Genomic DNA, 20,355 nt, shown 5'->3' with positions numbered 1-20,355 from the left:
CACATTGGAGCGGACGTGGAACCGCGGGCCGGTGCCGGTCGGGGGAGGGGAGTGCAACGGCACCGGCCCGCGGAATTCGGGGGCCGCTCAGAGGCGGAGTGACAGCGGGACCAGACCCGTGATCTCACGCTGTCTTCGATGATCAATCTAGCCTGCGATTACGGCCTGGGCTAGGGCTAACGCGTATTTTTTTCGATTAATCGCGGCGGGGACCGGGGCGGTGGCCGAGGACTGGTTCGCGCTGCTCGGGGGTGCGGGCGAAACAGTCCTCGGCCGAGGCGAGTGCAGGTGCGGGTCCGATGGGGCGATCGGCCGGCCGCGGCTCGCCTGTCAGGGGGTCAGGCCGTGACCGCTCGGCGCGGATTCACCAGCGCGTGGCGACCGGTGGTCTCGGCCGCGGTGGGCGGCGCCGGGTGGGTCGTGACAGGGCTCTTGCGGCGGCCCTGCAGCCGGCTGTCCGTCGCGGACTGTTGCTGCGGGGCGAGGCCGCCGGCCACGAGGTGCTCGTGAGCGACCTGCCAGACCGAGCACGGCGCCTTGCAGCGGTGCCACCGGGTCGAGCAGGTCGGGCAGTCGCCGCGCTCGTCGGGCTCGTGCATCTTCAGCATCGCGCGCCACGCCTCCGTCAAGCGGGGCAGTTCGGAGCGCGCCACCGAGACGAGCGACTGGGCGTCGGCGCGGTTCGCCAGGTCGGTCAGCATGTCGAGGCGCTCCCAGACCGCGTTGCGGAGGACCTGCCCGAGTACCTGATCCATGTCAGCTCACCGTCACCTTTCCGCCATCTTGGCGGCTTCGTTGAGCGCGGCGCGCAGCTGTCCGAGCTGGCCGGACGTCAGCCGCGCGGTCTCGCCGGGAGGCGAGACCAGTACCACCTGGTTGTCTTCGACGAACACCGTGACCGCCCGCTCGCGGCTGATGAGGTCGCCGCACTGGACGCGCCAGACGAGCTGACCGCCTTCGTAGTGGCGGACGCTCGCGGTGCGGGGGTCCACCGCGGCGGCGGGGGTGACGGGGCGGACGGCGGAGACGGGAGAGACCGTCGCGACCGCCGGCCGCACGGCGCGGGTGGCCATGCCGGCATGTCCCCCTGCGAACGAGTCCACGAACTCCACGCCCTTCTCCGCTCTGTCGAAAGTCTCCGAAGATGCCTTCTGCAACATCGCCTTGTCACAACGCTGCGGTTTCCGTAGCTCTCCGTGATCGCTACCGGTGTGCGGCCGGTGACGGAGATCTGACAACTACAGTGAGGTGAAACCGGGTGCGATAGAAGGTGAAACCGGCGTCACAGCGGTGACTGGGGCCGGTTCCACGGTAAGCGGTCAACGGACTTCGCCCCGACCGATCAGGGCACCAGTTCGGCTGTTCACACGGTTCCGCAGGTTTGCCTACGCTGTTTCACAGACGCCCGACCGGACAGTGGAGGGGGCGCGATGGACGCCAGTAACGGTGGCAGTGCCGAAGCCCGGCAGAGCCACGCAGTTCCCGCTGACGCGTGGGAGCAGCCGGAGATGAGAACGGCTCTCGCGTCGCGCGAGATCAGCGCCGTCTACCGGCTCCTGCGCAAGCACGGTGTCTCGCAGCGCCAGATCGCCGCGATGACCGGCCAATCCCAGTCCGAGGTGTCGGAGATCCTCAAGGGTCGCCAGGTCATGGCCTACGACGTGCTCACGAGGATCGCCGACGGCCTGGGCGTCCCCCGTGGGTACATGGGCCTCGCCTACGACGAGGCCACGGCGATCCGGGTCGTCGGCTCCGCCGACGGCCAGCAGGCTGAGGAGGACGAGTCCGTGAAGCGACGGAGGTTCCTCGCGCACGCCGCCCAGGTCACGATGGGGGCGGCGGTGTTCGGCCCGGAATCGGGCACGTGGGCGGCCGGACCGGCCAGGACGCCGGCGCCCGGGCGCATCGGCATGACCGACGTGCGCCAGGTGGAAGCCGCGACGCGGGCGCTCCGGGCGCTGGACTACCAGTACGGCGGCGGGTTCTGTCGCGACGCCGTGGTGGCGCAGCTGTCCTGGGGTCAGCAGATGCTCGAGGCGCACGGCACCGAAATGGTCAAGAACCGGCTGTACGTGGCGCTCGCCGACCTCCATTCGCTGGCCGGCTGGACCTCCTTCGACACCGGGCTGATGGACTCCGCCCGCGGCCACTTCGCGAACGCATTGGACCTGGCCAAGCAGGGCGAAAATCACCCGTTGGTGGCGAACGTGCTTTACCGCATGGGCCGCGTCTACCTGCACCAGGACGCCCCGAACGACGCGCTGAAGCTGTTCCAGCTGGGCCAGATCGCCGCCCAGGAAAGCGGTTCCGAGCTGGCCGTCTCCGTGCTCTGCGCGAACGAGGCCTGGGCCTACGCGATGATGGGCAACGAAGAGCAGGCGGTGAAGCTGCTCGGCCGGAGCAAGGACGAGTTCGAGCGCGCCAACCTGGCCGAGGCCGAGTCGTGGGTGAAGTTCTTCACCGAGACCGACGTCTACGCCATGGTGGGCACCGTCCACACGGTCCTCGCGCAGAAGAACGCCGAGCACACCAAGTACGCGATCCCCGCGCTGAACCGGGCCGTCGAGTCCTACGACGACGAGATGGCCCGCTCCAAGACGTTCATGCTGAGCGCGCTGGCCACCAACCACCTGCTGGACGGCGACCTCGACCACGGCGCCAAGGTCGGCGGCAAGGCCATCGACTGCGCCGAGGGCATCAAGTCCGAGCGGGTCAAGGACCGGATGCGGCCTCTGCAGGAGGAGGCCGAGCGCCGCCGCAACAACGCCGACGCCCGTGACCTCGCCGACCGCCTCCACGCTTTCTACGCCGCATAACGCCGAAAGGGCCGGCGCGGTCTTGGACGGCCGGTTCACCTCCGGGAAGCTGCGTGGCGTGCTGGCGGAAACCTGCGCGCAGCTAGGTCTCGACCCGGCGGGCGCGCGGTTGCTGAGGTTCACCAACAACGCGGTCTACGCCCTGGTCACGGCCCCGGTCGTGATCCGGATCGTCGGCTCGACGCAGCTGCGGCACCGGGTCGGCACCGTCGTGCAGGTGGCCCGGCACTTCGAACGCCACGGCGTCCCCGCGATCCGCCTCCTCGGCGACGTCGAGCAGCCCCTGGAGGTCGGCGGGCACCTGGTGACCGTGTGGCACCAGGTGCCGAGCATCGGCCGCCCGGCGACGTCCACCGACCTGGCCCGCCTGCTGCGCCGGGTGCACGCCTTGCCGGCGCCGGAGGACCTCGCCGAATGGGCACCGTTCGCCGCGGTCCGCGCCCGGGTGTCCGACGCCGAGGAGCTGGACGACGCCGACCGCGAGTTCCTCCTCGACCGCTGCGCCGAGCTCGAAGCCGAGCTGGCCGAGCTGGAGTTTCCGCTGCCCAGGAGCCTGGTCCACGGCGACGCGTACCCCGGCAACGTCATCCCGGGCCCGGAGGGGCCGGTGCTCTGCGACTTCGATTCGTCGTGCGTGGGACCGCCGGAATGGGACCTGACGCCGCTCGCGGTCGGCCGCGAACGGTTCGGCGACCCTCCGGTGCGCTACCGCACGTTCGCCGCGGCCTACGGCTTCGACGTGACGTCCTGGCCCGGGTTCGCCGTGCTGAGGGGCATCCGCGAGCTGAAGCTCACCACGAGCGTGCTGCCGATCCTGCGCAGCCGGCCGCAGGTGCGCCCGGAGCTGTACCGGCGCCTGGACGACTTCCGCAACGCGCGGACCGACACGCGGTGGACGCGTTACCGCTGACCGTCATCTGTCACTTGGTGTGATCGAAACCACAGGCTGCACGTGCATTCGCCGACTGCAGATGACCGTTCGTCGCATCCGAAAAGCGGTCCGCTCAGGGTAGAAAGTTCGGTCCGACGGGTCGCCCCCAATGGTCTACGCGTTAGTCCAATGCGCAAGTTGCAGCTACTCGCCGTGACGCATCCCGGTCGCTACCAGCGGGGACGCCGGTCAGGAAGCGACGACCGGCGCCCGCGTCAGCACGACGGCGAAGCCGAACGCCAATCCCATGACCGTCAGCTCGAGCGTCGCCCAGGCGGCGAGCGCCGTGCGGTCGTGGCGGATGATCCGCGGCATCAGCCTCCAGCGGACGTTCGCGCCGAGGAGGGCGATGATGCCAGTGCACGCCGTCTTCAGGATGAGCAGCTGCCCGTACGGCGTGGTGAAGATCGCCGCCCAGAAGGTGATGGTCGGGTTGAGGGAGATCTCCGCCAGGCCGTTGAACACCCCGGTGGCCGCGGAGATGACCAGGCAGAGCGTCGCGAGCTTCGAGAACCGGGGCAGCGCGTGCGCGAGCAGCGTCCGGTTCGCCACCAGCAGCACGGTCATCGCGCCGAGGCCGCCGGTCCAGGCGACGGCGCTCATCACGTGCAGCTCCATCGAGATCATCGTGTAGTCGTGGTAGCTCCAGTTCGACGCGTGCCCGGTGACCGGCAGCGGCAGCAGCGCGAACAGGCCGAGCCCGACCCGGACCTCGGCGGGCACCTTCTCGCCGAAGCGCAGCGCCAGCGCGCCGAGCCCGGCGTGGACGAGCGCGAGCGCGGCGACGATGACCAGCGCCTTCCCGGCGCCGACGGCGGCGATGTACTGGCCGATGTCGGACGGCGAGAGCGTCGAGGCGCCCGGCTTGAACTCCGCGGTCTGCAGGATCAGCGCGACCACCGCCGCGGTGGCCCAGACGAGCGCGGCCGCGACGCCGGCCGGGCGGGCCAGCCGCATGACCGGCTCGGTGAGCTTCGGCCGGTCGTAGCCGACGAGCACGGACAGCAGGGCGAGCCCGATGGTCGTGACCGCGGCGAGGTCGAGCAGGACCCGCACGATCGGGATGCCGGCCGAGACCACCGCGCCGGGCTGCACCACGCCGGGGACCGGGGCGGTGGCGGTGAGCGCGACGCCGATGAGGGCGCCCAGCAGGCCCGCCGTCACGACGCAGAGGAACGCCGAGTAGCGGGGTTTCGCGGTGGTCTCGGCCTGGGTCATCAGTTCTTCTCTTCGACTTTGCCGCCGGCGCGCAGGGCCACGGTGAGGCCGATCGCCAGCAGCACGACGGCGCCGGCGATCCAGACCCAGATCGGCACCCCGCTCGACGCCGGCTCGGTGGACGCCTGGGCGGAGCCGCCCGGCGACCGGGCCGCGTCGACGGTCGCCGGCGTGCCGGTGCCCGCGGTGGTCAGGGTGAAGGTGAGCTCACCGGTCACCGGGTGGCCGTCCGCGGAGAGCACCCGGTAGCCGACGGTGTACTTGCCGGCCGGCCCGAGCGGCCGCAGCGGCGCGCTGATGACGTTGTTCACCACGCCGATCGGGCCCTCGGCCCACTGGCCGCCACCGGGTCCGGTCACCGCGATCTGGTTGACGTCCGCACCCTGCACGTACTGGTCGAACGTCAGGCTGATCTTGGCCGGGCCGGCGGCGACGGACGAGCCGTTCGCCGGGTCCGAGGAGATCAGCACGTTGTGGGCCAGCGCCGGGGTGGCCGTGCCGAGCACGGCCACCGCGGTCAACGCCAGCGCGACGAGGGCCTTGCCAATCCGGCCGAAAGCAGGCGGACACGGTCCGCGGCCGATCCACGCCAGGCGAGGGTTTCCGCCGTGACTGCCGGTCGGATTGGCAACGATAGGCACACTGCGCATTTAGCTGTTGCCTCCCGACTTCGCCGTGGCCTTGCGGGCCCGGATGGTCGCGCCGGCTCCGACGCCGAGGCCGATGGCGCCGACGAGCAGGCCGGCCCCGCCGAGCCAGCGGGCCGTGCTGTCCGACGTGGCCGAGGCGGCCTCGGTGTGCTCACCGGTGGTCGCCGCGGTGTTCGCGGCCATGCCGTGCTCGTCGCCCTCGGCCTTCGCGGCCAGCTTGACGGCCGGGGCCGGGTGCTCCGGCTCCTCGCCGTTCGCCGGCGTCGGCTGGTTCCAGTCGACGACCTTGCCGTCACTGTAGGTCTGGTGGGCCGGGAACTCGACCTGGTCCACGTTGGTCGGCAGGGGGCCGAAGCTGACCGAGAACTCCTGGTAGTCGGTGGCCTTGAGCTCGCTACCCGGCTGCGCGGTCCAGGTCACCGCCGTGACGGCTTCGGTGATCTGGGTGCCGTTGTCCTTGGTGATCGGGGTGGGCAGCTTGGACTTGGTCACCTGGGCGGTCCAGCCGGGGACCGGCTTGGTGCGCACCGAGCCGATGCCGTAGTCCGCCTTGAAGTCGACGGCGACCTTCGTGGTGGTGATCGGGTCCTTCTCCTCGCTCGGCACGCGGAACACGACCGCCGCGTAGCCGCCCTTCGTGGGCTGCGGGCCGTAGACGTTCGCGGTGACGTGCGCGGACGCGACGCCCGCGCCGAGGAGGCCGGCGACACCGACGGTGGCGGCGAGGAAACCGGCGCGCTTGAAGACGTGCTGGGACATGGGTTCACTCCTGATGAACTCAAGAAGGGGCAGCGGACCCGGGGTCCGCTGGTTCGGGGACGAGCTGGGTTTCAGGAGTGGACGGGCGGGCCGCGCCGCCCGCGGATCCGGCGCAGGTCGACGCCGACGAGGTGGTCCGGACCGGCCACGCGGGCCGGGACGAGGGCGGGCCGCGCGGACGGCACCGGCAACGGGGTCAGCAGCCGCGGCAGGAAGGCGCGCAGCACGGCCAGCACGGTCAGCAGCATCGTGTCCGCGCGGGCGAGCAGCAGCGCCGTGACGACGGTCGCCACCGCGTGCGCGCCGATCATGCCGAGCCCGGTGCGGCCGGGCATCGCGTACATGTCGTGGTGGCCGGCCAGCGTGGTGAGCAGCAGGTGCATCACCAGCTGGGCGATCCCCAGCAGCGTGATGGTGGCGACCGGGCCGCGGGCCTTGCGGGCGAGCGCGGCCGCCGTCCAGCCGAACAGGCCGGTGAGCAGCGCGGTCATCGCCGGGTCGGGCAGGCCGCCGTCGGCGAGCCGGTGGGCGGTCACGGAAAGCACCGCGGCACTCACGGCGAGCAACGCCCCACGGGTAACACCCAGCACGGCTGGTCGCCGTGCCGGAACGCTCATGCCGAGCAGCCTAAGGGACCTGCTCCGGCGCGAACGTGTGATCCCGGGTAATGAGCACACAAGGAGTTCACGGCCCGCCCGGCGCTGTGGTTCAGGTGATTTGTTGCCGATCCCGCCGAGCTGGGCCACGGTGGGCGCAAAGCCGGAGGTTTGGGCCGGCGGTGCCGTGGGTACTGAGCCGTCGGTCAGGAACTAGCCCGTTCGGGTGAAGGGCCGGCGCGAAGGGCGGGAGAGCGACACGGATGAACCTCTTCGACTACATCTCCGACCGGGCGAGCAAACTGTGGCTGGAGGCCTACCTGCACACCAGCATGGTCGTGCAGTGCACCATCCTCGCCGCGGTCCTCGGCGTGCTGATCGGGGTCGCGGTGTACCGCAGCCCGATCGGTTCGGCGGTGGCCACGGCGCTGGCGAGCACGATCCTGACGGTTCCGTCGTTCGCCCTCCTGGGCCTGCTGATCCCGATTTCCGGGCTCGGTCCGACGACGGCCGTGATCGCGCTGGTGCTCTACGGCCTGCTGCCGATCGTCCGGAACACCATCGTCGGGCTCGACGGCGTCGACCCGGCGGTCACCGACGCCGCCCGCGGCATCGGGATGAGCCGCTTCGGCGTGCTCACCCGGGTCGAGCTGCGGCTGGCCTGGCCGGCGATCCTCACCGGCATGCGGGTGGCCACCCAGATGCTGATGGGCATCGCGGTCATCGCCGCCTACGCGAAGGGCCCCGGCTTCGGCGCCGAGGTCTTCTCCGGGCTCACCAACGCGGGGAGCACGAACTCCCTCAACCAAGCCGTCACCGGCACGGTCGGGGTCGTCATCCTCGCCCTGCTGCTCGACGGCGTCTACGTCCTGATCAAGCGCTTCACCGTCTCGAGGGGTGTCCGTGGCTGAGAACGAGGAAGTCTCCGGCGTCGAAATCGAGCTGGAGCACGTGACCAAGCGGTACCCCGGCACCCGCGAAGCCGCCGTGAACGACTTCTCGATGGTCGTGCCCGCGGGGAAGATCGTGGTGTTCGTCGGCCCGTCCGGCTGCGGCAAGACGACCACCATGCGGATGATCAACCGCCTGGTCCAGCCGACGTCCGGCAAGATCACCATCGGCGGCGAGGACGCGCTGAAGCTGGACGTCGACACGCTGCGCCGCCGGATCGGCTACGCCATTCAACAGGCCGGGCTGTTCCCGCACTTCACCGTCGCGCAGAACATCGCGGTGGTGCCGGGCCTGCTCGGCTGGGACAAGAAGAAGGTCAACGACCGGGTCGAGGAGATGATGGACCTGGTCGGGCTGGACCCGGCCGACTTCCGCGACCGCTTCCCGCGCCAGCTCTCGGGCGGCCAGCAGCAGCGCGTCGGCGTGGCCAGGGCGCTCGCCGCGGACCCGCCGGTGCTGCTGATGGACGAGCCGTTCGGCGCGGTCGACCCGATCACCCGCGGCAACCTGCAGGACGAGCTGCTGCGCCTGCAGAGCGAGCTGAAGAAGACGATCGTGTTCGTCACGCACGACTTCGACGAGGCCGTGAAGCTCGGCGACAAGATCGCGGTGCTCGGCAACCAGTCGACGATCCTGCAGTACGACACGCCCGAAGCGATCCTGGCGAACCCGGCGGACGACACGGTCGCGGGTTTCGTGGGCGCGGGCGCGTCGCTGAAGCAGCTGACCCTGCTGCGCGTCCGGGACGTCGAGCTCCAGCAGGACGCGCTCACGGTGACCGTCGACGAGTCGCCCGCCTCGGTGCGGGAGAAGCTGCAGTCCTCGCGCAAGCACTTCGCGCTGGTGCTGGACGCGCGCCGCCGCCCGACGCGGTGGGTGCACGTCCGCGAGCTGACGTCCGCGACGTCGCTGGCCGACCTGGGCAAGCCGCTGCGGGACGTCGTCAGCCTGCAGTCGACGCTGCAGGACGCGCTCGAGGCGATGCTCGCCGAGGGCGGCTCGGTGCCGGTCACCGGCGCGCGCGGCGAATACGCGGGCACCATCCAGCTGGACACCGTGATCGCGACCATCCAGCAGCTGCGCGACGAACACACGAACGGTGAAGAGGTGTCCGCATGACGACGGCCGCCGTCGACACCGGCTACAGCACCGACTCCGGTTCGCGGCGGGCGGAACGCGTCCGGCTGTTCGCCCAGCCGGTCGTGGTGCTGGTGATCGTCGCGGTGACGCTGGTGTCGGTGTTCTCCAGCGGGCTGACCGCGACGGAGAAGGAGACGCTCAACGCGTCGTCGCTGTTCACGGCGTTGTGGGACCACCTGCTGATGACGCTGGTGGTGACCGCGATCGTGGTGCTGGTGGCGGTGCCGCTGGGGATCCTGGTGACCCGGCCGTGGGCGCGCTTCCTGGCGCCGATCTTCCTGGCCATCGCCAACATCGGCCAGGCCGCGCCCGCACTGGGCGTGCTGGTGCTGTGGTTCATCATCACCGGCGCGACCGGCGGGATCTGGGTGGCGGCGCTGCCGCTGGCGTTCTACTCGCTGCTGCCGGTGCTGCGGAACACGATGGTCGGCATCCAGCAGGTCGACCCGGCCCTGATCGACGCGGGCCGCGGCATCGGCATGTCGGCGGGCGCGGTGCTCTGGCGCGTCGAGCTGCCGCTGGCCGTCCCGCTGATCCTGGCCGGCCTGCGCACCTCGCTGGTCCTGGCGGTCGGCACGGCGACGTTCGGCATGTTCGTCAACGCGGGCGGGTTCGGCCTGCTCATCGACACCGGCTACAAGCTGAACCTGACACCGGTGCTGGTCACCGGCTCGGTGCTGGCGGTCGCGCTGGCGCTGCTGGTGGACTGGCTGGGCGCGGTCGCCGAACAGTACTTCGGACCGAAGGGGCTGCGATGAAACTCCGGCGACTGGCCGTCGTGGCGCTGCTGGGCGTGACGCTGTCGTCCTGCGGGCTGACGGTCAACCAGGCGGTCCCGTACGACATCAAAGCGGGCTCGATCCAGCCGATCCCGTCCCTGCAGGGCCTGAAGGTGACGGTGGGGTCGAAGGACTTCACCGAGAACATCATCCTGGCGTACATGGCCGAGATGGCCCTGACGGCGGCCGGCGCGGACGTCGTCGACCTGTCCGACATCAAGGGGTCGAACTCGTCCCGGCAGGCGCTGCTGTCCGGCCAGACGGACGTGACGTGGGAGTACACGGGCACGGGCTGGATCAACTACCAGGGCAACGAGCTCCCGGTCCCGGGCGGCGAGAAGGCCCAGTACGAGGCGACGGCCAAGGCGGACGAGGAGAAGTTCGGCGTCACCTGGCTCAACTACTCGCCGCTGAACGACCAGTACGCGTTCGCGGTGACGGAGGCGTACGGGGCGAAGAACAACCTGAAGACGACGTCCGACCTGGCGGCGTTCATCAAGCAGAAGCCGGACCAGGCGGTGTTCTGCCTGGAGACGGAGTTCACCAGCCGCCAGGACGGCTTCCCGGCCGCGGTCAAGGCGTACGGCTTCCAGAAGCCGACGGTGAAGAACTTCGGCATCGGCACGATCTACTCGGCGGTGGCGAGCGGAACCTGCCCGGTCGGCGAGGTCTTCACCACGGACGGCCGGATTTCGGGGCTGAACCTTAGGGTGCTGGAGGACGACAAGAAGGCGTTCCCCCAGTACAACGCGGTGGCGACGCTGCGCACGGAGTGGCTGAAGCAGCACCCGGAGGTCCGCGGGCCGCTGGAGAAGGTGAGCGCGGCGATCGACAACGAGCAGATGGTCGAGCTGTGCAAGCAGGTCGACGTCGACGGCCAGGACGCGGGGAAGGTGGCGCACGACTGGATGGTGAAGAAGGGCTTCATCCAGTAGCCCGCGGGGGCGCCCCCCGTTTTCGACGCTACCGGCCGGCACCGACAGTTTTCGCCGTGCCGGCCGGAGCGGCCCCCGCTGCGAAAGAGTTGGGGCCGGCACCGACAGTTTTCGCCGTGCCGGCCGGAGCGGCCCCCGCTGCGAAAGCGCTGGGGGCCGCCGCCGTCAGATCCCGAGCCGGTGCAGCAGCTGGCCCTCCAGCCGCTCCAGTTCGCCGGCCACCGCGCGGTGTACCGACTTCCGCCGTGCCGCCGGCATCCGCTCCGCCGCCCGGACCGAAGCCGACAGCTGCTCCAGTGTCCCGAGTGCCCCCTTCGCGAACTCCCGGTCCGCGTCGGACGCCTTCTCCGACTTCTGCAGGTCCTGGCAGCCCTCGGCCACTCCCGCGATGCGGGCGTGCAGGGCCGCGCCGCGGCCGGTGTACTCGCCCAGTCTGTCGAGCGAGACGCCCAGCTTGCGCGCCTGGTAGCGGTCATACGCCTCCCGGGCCGCGCCCGCGGCGCGGACCGCCAGCGGCGCCACCACCGGGATCACCGCCGGGCCGAGCACCTTCGCCACCGCGACCGCGTTCTTCGCCCTCTTAGGGGTGAACCTGGCTTCACCCTCGACCTTGGCCTTGCGCGCCATGGCACCTCCTGCGACGTGTCGACGTCGAACTTACTGGTCGCCCGGGTGGCGGGCATGTCGGCTCGGCGGTGGGAATCTAGAGTGATCTCCATGAACACCGAGGTGGTACTCGACGCGGGTGCGGTCAGCCGCTGCCGTCGCCGGGTGCACCTCGAACACGACCCCGCCATGCGCGAGGTGCCGCTTTCCCCGCCCGACCCCACCGCGCAGCAGCGGATCGACGACGCCACCGCACACCGCGAGGACATCGTCGCCCGGCTGATGGCCGCCAACGACGACCAGTGGGTGAAGATCGGCCGCGACCTGCCCGCCCACGAGCGCGTCGAGCAGACGCTGCAGGCCTTCGCCGACGGCGCGCGCTACATCTGGGGTGCGCTGCTGCCGGTCGACACGGCCGGGCACCGGCGGGGCGGCATCGACCTGCTGGTCCGCAGCGGCCGCGGGTACGTCCCGGTGCTCGTCGTGCGCCACCGCATCACCGACCGCGGCGCCGGCGCCATCGTCACCGGGCTGACCGACCTCGACCCGGGGCACCGGAAGGCCGACGAAGGCCGCAAGATCCGCTCGCAGCCGCGTGACCAGCTCCGGCTCGTGCACATCCGCCGCATGCTGCAGACGCTCGGGCAGGCCGACGAGAGCCTCGTGCTCGGCGGTGTGATCGGGCTCGACGCCGACGTCGTCGTCTGGCACGACCTCGCCGCGGGCACCTGGCCGGGCGGGCGCAGCGCGCTCACCGAGTACCAGGCCCGGTTCGCCGACCGGCTGGCCATCGCCACCGCGGCCGCGAACGGCGAGGAGCCGCTCGCCGAGCCGTCGCGCGTGCTGGAGTGCCGCCGCTGCCCGTGGTGGCCGACGTGCGAGGTCGTGCTCACCGAGACCCGGGACGTCAGCCTCGTCGTCCGCGGCGAAGACGCCGTCGAGCTGCGCCGGGCCGGCGTGTCCACTGTGGACAAGCTGGCCGCGCTCGACCCGGCGGGCGAGCCGCCGGCGGTGAACTGGACGGGCGTCACCTTCCCGGATGCCGTCGTCCTCGCCCGCGCCTGGCTCGCCGACCTCACGCTGGTGCGCCGGGTCGGCCGGGTCGAGGTGCCGCGCGCCGACGTCGAGGTCGACGTCGACATGGAGAGCTTCGGCGACGCCGGCGCGTACCTCTGGGGCTGCCTGCTGACCGGCGCCGACATCGGTGTCGAGCAGGGTTACCGCGCCTTCGCGACGTGGGACCCGCTGCCCACCGACGACGAGGCCCGCTCCTTCGCCGAGTTCTGGGCCTGGCTCTCCGACGTCCGCGAGCGCACCGAAGCGGCCGGCCTGACCTTCCGCGCCTACTGCTACAACGCGCTCGCCGAGAACCGCTGGCTCTTCGGCTCGGTGGAGCGCTTCGGCGACCACCCCGGCGTCCCGTCGAAAAAGGACATCCAGTCCTTTGTGGATTCCGAGCAGTGGGTGGACCTCTTCCGCAGCGTCACCGACCAGTTCCTGTGCTCCCACGGCAAGGGCCTGAAGGTGATCGCGCCGGTCGCCGGGTTCGCCTGGCGCGACCCGGAGGCGGGCGGCGAGGCGTCGATGCGCTGGTACCGCGACGCCGTGGGCATGGACGGCGAGAAGCCGGACGACGACCAGCGCGAGCGGCTCCTGCGCTACAACGAGGACGACGTCCTCGCGACGCGGGCGCTGCGCGAGTGGATCGACGCGCGGGCGCAGGCCGAAGTGCCGTACATGTTCGACCTCTGAGTGTTGCGTCGGCTAAGACACTTGCCTGCTGACGCGTTCTGCGTAATACTCGTCTGCGAGTACTCGTGCGCGAGGAGACGAAATGAAGCGGCGGAAGGTCGGCAACCTGCTGGGCCTGGCCGTACTGTCCGCCGTGCAGGAACGCCCCATGCACCCGTACGAGATGGCGGCCGTGCTGAAGGAACGCGGCAAGGACGCCGACCTGCCGATCAAGTGGGGCTCGCTCTACACCGTCGTCGCCAACCTGGAGAAACACGGCTTCATCGAGGCCGTCGAGAGCGTGAAGGACGGCGGACGCCCCGAGCGGACCGTCTACCGGATCACCCCGGCCGGACGCGAGGAGTACGAGGACTGGGTCCGCGAGCTCGTCGGCACGGTCGACCCGGAACCCCCGCGGTTCCGGTCCGGGCTGTCGATGATCGGCGTCCTGGGCCCCGACCAGGCAATCAGCCGGCTGCGGGAGCGGCTCGATCAGCTCGACGAGCGGGCCGAGAAGCAGCGGGCCGGGCTCGATCAGCTGCGGCCGCTGATGCCGCGGATGTTCCTGATCGAGGTCGAGTACGACATCGCGATGACGGAGGCCGAGGCGCGCTGGGTGCGCGGCTTCCTCGACGAACTGACCAGCGGCACCATGCCGGGCATCGCAGCCTGGCGGCGCTGGCACGAGACCGGCGAGCTTCCTGACGACTTCGGGAAGCTCGTGGAGAAATAGCACGGACCCCGGGAGGTGCTGGCACACCGCCCGGGGTCCTCGACCCCGAACCGAGCACGCCCGGCCACGAGGTGGCACCGCAAGGATAAACCGGGTGCGCTCTTCGGTTCGGTCCAACCGAGGAGGAGATCCATGGAGACGACCCGCAAGCACCGAGTGCCCGAAATGGAGGGGTTCCAGGCCCGCTGGTACGCCAAGAACCGCGGGACCGAAGCCCAGCTCGCGCAGTACCGGCGACAGGCGGCCGAGGTCACCGCCGGCTGGCCGGAGGGCGCCGAAGTCCTGGAGGTCGCGCCCGGGCCCGGCTTCTTCGCCGTGGAGCTGGCGAAGCGCGGCTACCGCGTCACCGGGCTCGACATCAGTCACACGATGGTGGAGATCGCCCGGGAAAACGGCCCGGACATCGACTTCCGCCAGGGCGACATCACGCACGCGCCGTTCGCCGACGAGTCGTTCGACTTCCTGGTCTGCCAGGCCGCGTTCAAGAACTTCCGGCAACCGGTGAGCGCGCTGAACGAGATGCACCGGTTGCTGCGCCCGGGCGGCTACGCGGTGATCCACGACCTCAACCATCAAGCCACCGGCGCGGACATCGACCGCGTGGTGGCCGGGATGAACGTCGGTGTCGTCGCCGGCTTCACCACCCGGCAGGCGCTCACCTGGCTGCGGCGCCGCGCGTTCACGCCGGCGCAGTTCGAGGAGCTGGCTGCGGCAAGCGCGTTCGGCGGCTGCTCGGTCACCACCGACGGCATCGGCCTGGAGGTCCGCCTCACCCGCTGACCGGCAGAGGGCGGCACTCTCACGTTAAAGTGCCGCCCGTCGGGATCAGCGGGGGGCCATCCGGAGCGAGCCGTCCATGCGGACGACCTCGCCGTTCAGGTAGTCGTGGTCGATCAGGGACAGCGCGAGCTGCGCGTACTCGTCCGGCCGGGCGAGCCGCTTCGGGAACGGGACGCCGGCCGCGAGCGACGCGCGGAAGTCGTCGCTGACCGTGGCGAGCATCGGGGTGTCGACGATGCCCGGCGCGATGGTCAGCACGCGGATGCCGTGTGAGGCCAGGTCACGGGCCGCGGGGAGGGTCATGCCGACGACGCCGCCCTTGGACGAGGAGTAGGCGACCTGCCCGATCTGGCCGTCGTACGCGGCGATCGAGGCGGTGTTGATGATGACGCCGCGAGCGTCGTCCGCGAGGGGCTCGGTCTTCGCGATCGCCTCGGAGGCGATGGTCAGCACGTTGAAGGTGCCGACCAGGTTGATCTGGATGACCTTCGCGTACAGCGCGAGGTCGTGGCGGCCCTTCTTGGACAGGATCCGCGCGGACGGCCCGATGCCGGCGCAGTTCACCACGGTCCGCAGCGGCACGCCGGAGCCGGCGGCCTGCGCGACGGCGGCCTCGACCTGGTCGACGTCGGTGACGTCGGCCTCGACGTAGGTGATGCCGTCGAGCTGCTCGGCCTTATCGATGGACGACGCCAGGTCCAGCGCGAACACCCGCGCGCCCTTGGCCGCGAGGGCCTTCGCCGTCGCGCCGCCGAGGCCGGACGCGCCCCCGGTGACGAGCGCCGCGGTGCCGTTGATCTGCATCTCTGCCGTTCCCTTCGCTGCTCCGATTCGCTGGGACAGGTTAACGCTCGTTCGCATGCGGCCGGTTCGTGTCTTCGCTCACCGCTCCCGGGCGCGACCGGTTCCGTTAGCGCGGTGGTCACGTCCGGCTGTCACCTTCAGCACCATGACGCCAGCTCGGATCGTGGTGGTAGGAACCGGATACGTCGGCTTGACCACGGGGGCCTGCCTGGCCGGCCTCGGGCATTTCGTCACCTGCGTGGACGTCGACCGCGCGAAGGTCTCGCGGCTGGCCGCGGGCCGCGTCGACATCCTCGAACCGGGGCTCGACGACCTGGTGAACCGCGGGCTCGCGGCGGGGCGCCTCCGGTTCGTCGTCGGCGCGCGGGACGCCGTCCGCGACGCGCAGGCGGTGTTCCTCTGCGTGCCGACGCCGATGGGGGCGGGCGGCTCCGCGGACCTGCGCGCGGTCGAGGCGGTGACGGCCGAGATCGGCGACGTCCTGCCCGCCGGCTGCGCGCTGGTCACCAAGTCGACCGTGCCGGTCGGCACGTCGAAGCGGATCCAGGCGCTGGTCGGCCGGACCGACGTGCCGGTGGTGTCGAACCCCGAGTTCCTCCGCGAAGGCACCGCGGTCGCCGACTTCCTGGGGCCGGACCGGATCGTCGTCGGCTCGGACGACCTCGCCGCCGCGCGCCGGGTCGGCGAGCTGTACGCCGAGCTGGACGCGCCGGTCGTCGTCGCCGACGCGGCGAGCGCGGAGCTGGTCAAGTACGCCGCCAACTGCTACCTCGCGCTGAAGCTGTCCTACGTCAACTCGATCGCCGAGCTGTGCGAACGGCTCGGGGCGGACATCGACCTCGTCACCGAGGGCATGGGGTACGACCGGCGCATCGGGCGGACGTTCCTCAAGCCCGGCCCCGGCTGGGGCGGCTCCTGCCTGCCGAAGGACACCAGCGCGCTGGTCAAGGTGGCCGAATCGGTGAACTACGACTTCACCATGCTGACCTCGGCCATCGACGAGAACATCGCCCAGCGCGACCGGATCGTCGCGAAGATCGCCGGCGCGGTCGGCGGGACGCTGGCCGGCGCCCGGATCGGCGTGCTGGGCCTGGCGTTCAAGGCGGGCACGAACGACCTGCGCGACTCGCCCGCGCTCGCCGTGTCCTCGGTGCTGGGCGCGCTGGGCGCGGAGCTGACCGCCTACGACCCGGCGGTCGACGGCGAGATCCCCGGGATGACCGTCGTCGACGACGCCTACCAGGTCGCGAAGGACGCGGACGCCGTCGTCGTGCTGACCGAGTGGGCCGAGTTCAAGCACCTCGACTGGGCCGCGATGGCCGAGCTGATGGACGGCATCGACGTCGTCGACACGCGCAACCTGCTCGACCCGCGGGTGATCGTGGCCGCCGGGCTGTCCTGGCAGGGCGTCGGGCGGCCGCGGGCGGCGGCGCGAATCAAGGTTTCCTGATCTTCCGCGGCCCGCTAGGGTGATCGGTACGGCATCGCGTGTCGGTCACCGGCTGGGTGAGACATGGAGGTGGCGGGAGTGCCCCGGAGGCATTTCAATCGTGTCGGTATCCGTTTCCGTTGAATTGAACCACTTGATCGTCCCGTCCCGGAACAACCGGGAATCCGCCGAATTCCTGGCGAACCTGCTCGGCCTCGAAGTCGGCGAAGAATGGGGCCCGTTCATCCCCGTCGAGACGCGCAACGGCGTCCGGCTGGACTTCGCGAGCGTGCCCGAGAAGGACCTTCGCCTGCAGCACTACTGCTTCCTCATTCCGGAAGACGACTTCGACGCCGTGTTCGCGCGGCTCGTCGGAACGGGCGTGACCTACCACGCCGATCCGATGGGAAAGCAGATCGGCGAAACCAACCACAACCACGGCGGCCGGGGTGTCTATTTCCTCGATCCCGGCGGCAACGGGATGGAAATCATCACGCAGCCGTACGAGCCGGACCGGAAGCGGCCGTCGTCCTGGTGAAAGTTCCTTAGCAATGCGTACTATCGGGGCATGTTCACGACGAGGCCGGAGCTGACCGGCACCTTCGGGATGGTGGCATCGACGCACTGGCTGGCTTCGGCCACCGGGATGGCGGTGCTGGAGGACGGCGGCAACGCGTTCGACGCGGCGGTCGCGGCCGGCTTCGTCCTGCAGGTCGCCGAGCCGCACCTGTGCGGCCCGGCGGGCCAGGTGCCGGGCCTCTTCGTGACGGCGGACGACCCGGCCCCGCGGGCGCTGGCCGGACAGGGCCCGTCGCCCGCGGGGGCCACGTCCGCGCACTTCGCTTCGCTGGGCCTGGACCTGATCCCCGGCAGCGGCCTGCTCCCGGCGACCGTCCCGGGCGCCTGGGACGCCTGGCTCCTGCTGCTTCGCGACTACGGCACGAAGCCACTTCGCACGGTGCTGTCGTACGCGATCGGCTACGCGCGCAACGGCGTCCCGCTGGTGTCGCGCGTCGGCGACACGATCAGCGCGGTGGCCCGCCTGTTCACCGAGCACTGGCCGACGTCGGCGGCGCTCTGGATGCCGGACGGCAAGCCCGCGGCCGGCCTGCACCGCAACCCGGCGCTGGCCGACACGTGGGAGCGTCTCCTGCGGGAGGCGGAGTCGGTATCGGGCCGCGAGGCGCAGATCGACGCCGGACGTCGGGCCTGGTCGCAGGGTTTCGTGGCGGAAGCGATCGACGCGTTCAGCCGTCGCGCGTTCCGCGACGATTCGGGCCGCGACCACGCGGGCCTGCTGACCGGCGAGGACCTGGCGTCGTGGTCGGCGACGTACGAGACCCCCGCATCCGTCGACGTCGGCGACTGGCGCCTGGTGAAGATGGGCGGCTGGACCCAGGGCCCGGCGCTGCTGCAACAGGCGCTCCTGCTGCACGGCTTCGGCACCGAGCTGTCCTATGTGGACGGAATCCCGTCGGAGCGCACGGTGCACCTGGCGACCGAAGCGGCGAAGCTGGCCTTCGCGGACCGGGAGGCCTGGTACGGCGACACCGACGTCCCCCTGGACGTGCTGCTTTCGCCGTCATACACCGACGCCCGCCGCGCGCTGATCGGTGAGTCGGCTTCGGCTGAGCTCCGCCCCGGCGACGCCCGCGGCCCGGCGCGTCTCCCGGCCATCCTGGGCTCCCTGCAGGGCATCGAAGCGGGCGGCGGCGCCACGGGCGAGCCGACGGTGGGCCCCCAGGGCCAAACCCGCGGCGACACGGTCCACCTGGACGTCGTCGACGCGGCGGGCAACCTGGTGTCCCTGACGCCGTCGGGCGGCTGGCTGCAGTCGAGCCCGACGATCCCTTCCCTGGGTTTCTGCCTGGATTCCCGCGGCCAGATGTTCTGGCTGGAGCAGGGCTTGCCGAACTCCCTGGCCCCGGGCAAGCGCCCGCGCATCACGCTGTCCCCGTCGCTGGCCCTGCGCGACGGCGTCCCGGCATTGGCGTTCGGCACCCCGGGCGGCGACCAGCAGGACCAGTGGCAGCTGTGCTTCTGGCTGGCCCACGTCTACGGCGGCCTCAACCTCCAGGAGTCGATCGACGCACCGGCCTGGCACACGACGGCGTTCCCGAGCTCGTTCTACCCGCGGTCCTGGAACCCGCGCGAGCTGGTGGTGGAGTCCCGCCTCGGTGCGTCCACTGTGGACGCACTCCGCGCCCGCGGCCACTCGGTGGTGGACGCGGGCGACTGGGCGCTGGGCCGCCTGTCCGCGGTTTCCCGCGCGGACGGGGTCCTGCGGGCGGCGGCGAACGCACGCGGGATGCAGGGCTACGCGGCAGGTCGCTAACCGGAGCAGTCGGCGCCGAGCCTGGCAGCAACCAGACCAGGCCGGGCTGCCACCCCAGAATCACAGTTACCTTTTTCGTAGTTTCTGATCAAGGAGCTGTGGTCACCAGACCCGGCATGACTAACGCCCCCAGTCGAACCCATGATCCGGGGGGTGGTGTCACCGGGTCTGGTGGCACCGAGGGACCGCTGATAGGGACATGGCCACCGCTGGGTAGGTCTCGTCGCAGGCGTGGGTGCCGGCCATCGATGCCCAACCCGGTGACCACTCGCGGCGAACGAACGGCATGGTGGATGAGCAGCACTTTCGGCGTGTTTCTCGGCCTGGACGTCGGCAAGGACGCCCATCACGCGGTCGGTCTCGACCCGGACGGCAACCGGCTGCACGACGCGCCGCTGCCCAACACCGAACCCAAACTGAAGGCCCTGTTCGACAAGCTCGCCGCGCACGGAACGCTGCTGGTCGTGGTCGACCAGCCCGCCACCATCGGCGCGTTGCCGGTCGCGGTCGCCTGCGCCGCCGGGCACCAGGTCGCCTACCTGCCCGGCCTGGCGATGCGCCGCATCGCCGACCTCTACCCCGGCCGGGCGAAGACCGACGCCCGCGACGCGTTCGTCATCGCCGACGCGGCCCGCTCCCTGCCGCACACGCTGCGGCCCGTTGATGTCGGCGATGAGGCGCTGGCGGAGCTGGAGGTGCTGGTCGGGTTCGACGATGACCTGGCCGGCGAAGCCACCCGGATCAGCAACCGCATCCGCGGGCTGCTCACCGGCATCCACCCCGCCCTCGAACACGCCATCGGCCCGCGGATCAGCCACCCGGCCGTGCTGGAAATCCTGTCTCGCTGCGGAGGCCCGGCCGGCATCGCCAAGGCCGGCCGCCGCAAGCTCACCGCGATCGCCAAGGCCCACGCTCCGCGCATCGGCGAGCGGCTGGTCGAGGCGATCATGACCGCGCTGGGCGAGCAGACCGTCACCGTTCCGGGCACCGCCGCCGCGGACACGGTCTTGCCTCGGCTGGCCGACAGCCTCAAAACAGTTCTCCTGCAACGGAAACAGGTTGCTGAGCAGGTCGAGGGGATACTCGATGCGCACCCTCTTGCCGGGGTCCTGACCTCGATGCCCGGCATCGGCGTCAGGACCGCAGCCCGCATCCTGCTCGA

At 70.9% G+C, this 20,355-nt stretch carries 21 protein-coding genes; 13 read left to right on the top strand and 8 right to left on the bottom strand.

From position 1 onward, the window contains the following. Nucleotides 1-338: 338 nt before the first annotated feature. Both C2L59_RS34560 and C2L59_RS34555 read right to left on the bottom strand, forming a co-directional pair. Nucleotides 339-755, bottom strand: coding sequence for a hypothetical protein (locus tag C2L59_RS34560; RefSeq protein WP_103353749.1), 417 nt, complete (start codon nucleotides 753-755; stop codon nucleotides 339-341). Nucleotides 756-767: 12 nt separating this feature from the next. Continuing rightward, the gene (locus tag C2L59_RS34555; protein WP_103353748.1) at nucleotides 768-1,112 is read right to left on the bottom strand and encodes a hypothetical protein; all 345 of its coding nucleotides are present in this window, start codon (nucleotides 1,110-1,112) and stop codon (nucleotides 768-770) included. Nucleotides 1,113-1,430: 318 nt separating this feature from the next. Here C2L59_RS34555 and C2L59_RS34550 point away from each other — a divergent pair, with 318 nt between their 5' ends. Together C2L59_RS34550 and C2L59_RS34545 are read left to right on the top strand one after the other, a co-directional pair. Continuing rightward, nucleotides 1,431-2,816 (top strand): helix-turn-helix transcriptional regulator, encoded by a 1,386-nt coding sequence (locus C2L59_RS34550; protein ID WP_103353747.1) that lies wholly within the window; start codon nucleotides 1,431-1,433, stop codon nucleotides 2,814-2,816. Between the two features lie 22 nt (nucleotides 2,817-2,838). Further along, nucleotides 2,839-3,726, top strand: coding sequence for a phosphotransferase family protein (locus C2L59_RS34545; RefSeq protein WP_103353746.1), 888 nt, complete (start codon nucleotides 2,839-2,841; stop codon nucleotides 3,724-3,726). A 210-nt stretch (nucleotides 3,727-3,936) separates the two neighbouring features. On the opposite strand, the gene C2L59_RS34540 is transcribed toward C2L59_RS34545, so the two are convergent. From C2L59_RS34540 to C2L59_RS34525, 4 genes are all read right to left on the bottom strand, one after another. Further along, nucleotides 3,937-4,965 (bottom strand): copper resistance D family protein, encoded by a 1,029-nt coding sequence (locus C2L59_RS34540; protein WP_103353745.1) that lies wholly within the window; start codon nucleotides 4,963-4,965, stop codon nucleotides 3,937-3,939. Next, nucleotides 4,965-5,513, bottom strand: coding sequence for a copper resistance CopC family protein (locus tag C2L59_RS34535; RefSeq protein WP_199199405.1), 549 nt, complete (start codon nucleotides 5,511-5,513; stop codon nucleotides 4,965-4,967). Before C2L59_RS34535 ends, C2L59_RS34540 begins: the two co-directional genes overlap by 1 nt. A gap of 102 nt (nucleotides 5,514-5,615) precedes the next feature. Then, nucleotides 5,616-6,374: a YcnI family protein gene (locus C2L59_RS34530; protein WP_103353743.1), complete on the bottom strand. Its 759-nt coding sequence runs from the start codon at nucleotides 6,372-6,374 to the stop codon at nucleotides 5,616-5,618. A 71-nt stretch (nucleotides 6,375-6,445) separates the two neighbouring features. After that, complete coding sequence (locus C2L59_RS34525; protein ID WP_103353742.1) at nucleotides 6,446-6,940, bottom strand: hypothetical protein; 495 nt, start codon at nucleotides 6,938-6,940, stop codon at nucleotides 6,446-6,448. 293 nt (nucleotides 6,941-7,233) lie between these two features. Between C2L59_RS34525 and C2L59_RS34520 the strand changes: the two genes are divergently transcribed. From C2L59_RS34520 to C2L59_RS34505, 4 genes are read left to right on the top strand one after another with little or no spacing between them, the layout of a single operon-like run. After that, on the top strand, nucleotides 7,234-7,881 hold the full coding sequence (locus C2L59_RS34520) for an ABC transporter permease (RefSeq protein ID WP_103353741.1): 648 nt from the start codon (nucleotides 7,234-7,236) through the stop codon (nucleotides 7,879-7,881). Next, nucleotides 7,874-9,040 carry an ABC transporter ATP-binding protein gene (locus tag C2L59_RS34515; protein WP_103353740.1) on the top strand — a complete coding sequence of 389 codons (1,167 nt, stop codon included), beginning with the start codon at nucleotides 7,874-7,876 and terminating at the stop codon, nucleotides 9,038-9,040. Before C2L59_RS34520 ends, C2L59_RS34515 begins: the two co-directional genes overlap by 8 nt. Then, on the top strand, nucleotides 9,037-9,819 hold the full coding sequence (locus C2L59_RS34510) for an ABC transporter permease (RefSeq protein ID WP_103353739.1): 783 nt from the start codon (nucleotides 9,037-9,039) through the stop codon (nucleotides 9,817-9,819). The genes C2L59_RS34515 and C2L59_RS34510 overlap by 4 nt, the downstream gene beginning before the upstream one ends. Further along, complete coding sequence (locus C2L59_RS34505; RefSeq protein WP_103353738.1) at nucleotides 9,816-10,775, top strand: glycine betaine ABC transporter substrate-binding protein; 960 nt, start codon at nucleotides 9,816-9,818, stop codon at nucleotides 10,773-10,775. Before C2L59_RS34510 ends, C2L59_RS34505 begins: the two co-directional genes overlap by 4 nt. A 165-nt stretch (nucleotides 10,776-10,940) precedes the next feature. Here C2L59_RS34505 and C2L59_RS34500 read toward each other — a convergent pair whose 3' ends face one another. Beyond that, nucleotides 10,941-11,402 carry a DUF6474 family protein gene (locus tag C2L59_RS34500; protein ID WP_103353737.1) on the bottom strand — a complete coding sequence of 154 codons (462 nt, stop codon included), beginning with the start codon at nucleotides 11,400-11,402 and terminating at the stop codon, nucleotides 10,941-10,943. Nucleotides 11,403-11,492: 90 nt separating this feature from the next. On the opposite strand from C2L59_RS34500, the gene C2L59_RS34495 reads away from it, so the two are divergent. From C2L59_RS34495 to C2L59_RS34485, 3 genes are all read left to right on the top strand, one after another. Further along, the gene (locus tag C2L59_RS34495) at nucleotides 11,493-13,133 is read left to right on the top strand and encodes a TM0106 family RecB-like putative nuclease (protein ID WP_199199396.1); all 1,641 of its coding nucleotides are present in this window, start codon (nucleotides 11,493-11,495) and stop codon (nucleotides 13,131-13,133) included. 82 nt (nucleotides 13,134-13,215) lie between these two features. Further along, nucleotides 13,216-13,845: a PadR family transcriptional regulator gene (locus tag C2L59_RS34490; protein ID WP_103353735.1), complete on the top strand. Its 630-nt coding sequence runs from the start codon at nucleotides 13,216-13,218 to the stop codon at nucleotides 13,843-13,845. A gap of 132 nt (nucleotides 13,846-13,977) precedes the next feature. After that, nucleotides 13,978-14,625: a class I SAM-dependent methyltransferase gene (locus C2L59_RS34485; RefSeq protein ID WP_103353734.1), complete on the top strand. Its 648-nt coding sequence runs from the start codon at nucleotides 13,978-13,980 to the stop codon at nucleotides 14,623-14,625. Nucleotides 14,626-14,670: 45 nt separating this feature from the next. Here the strand turns inward: C2L59_RS34485 and C2L59_RS34480 are convergent, their stop codons facing one another. Further along, a complete protein-coding gene (locus tag C2L59_RS34480; RefSeq protein WP_103353733.1) occupies nucleotides 14,671-15,429 on the bottom strand; it encodes an SDR family NAD(P)-dependent oxidoreductase in 759 nt (252 codons plus the stop codon). Between the two features lie 145 nt (nucleotides 15,430-15,574). Between C2L59_RS34480 and C2L59_RS34475 the strand changes: the two genes are divergently transcribed. The 4 genes from C2L59_RS34475 to C2L59_RS34460 form a co-directional block, all read left to right on the top strand. After that, a complete protein-coding gene (locus tag C2L59_RS34475) occupies nucleotides 15,575-16,879 on the top strand; it encodes a UDP-glucose/GDP-mannose dehydrogenase family protein (protein ID WP_103353732.1) in 1,305 nt (434 codons plus the stop codon). Nucleotides 16,880-17,012: 133 nt separating this feature from the next. After that, complete coding sequence (locus tag C2L59_RS34470; RefSeq protein WP_233223838.1) at nucleotides 17,013-17,396, top strand: VOC family protein; 384 nt, start codon at nucleotides 17,013-17,015, stop codon at nucleotides 17,394-17,396. A gap of 30 nt (nucleotides 17,397-17,426) precedes the next feature. Continuing rightward, nucleotides 17,427-19,193: a gamma-glutamyltransferase family protein gene (locus C2L59_RS34465; RefSeq protein ID WP_103353730.1), complete on the top strand. Its 1,767-nt coding sequence runs from the start codon at nucleotides 17,427-17,429 to the stop codon at nucleotides 19,191-19,193. Nucleotides 19,194-19,486: 293 nt separating this feature from the next. Next, the coding region (locus C2L59_RS34460; protein WP_103350973.1) for an IS110 family transposase at nucleotides 19,487-20,355 on the top strand (869 nt) is incomplete at its 3' end.

The sequence above is a fragment of the Amycolatopsis sp. CA-128772 genome (genome assembly GCF_002904295.1).
Taxonomy (GTDB): domain Bacteria; phylum Actinomycetota; class Actinomycetes; order Mycobacteriales; family Pseudonocardiaceae; genus Amycolatopsis.
This window is presented reverse-complemented; position numbering and strand designations above follow the sequence as displayed.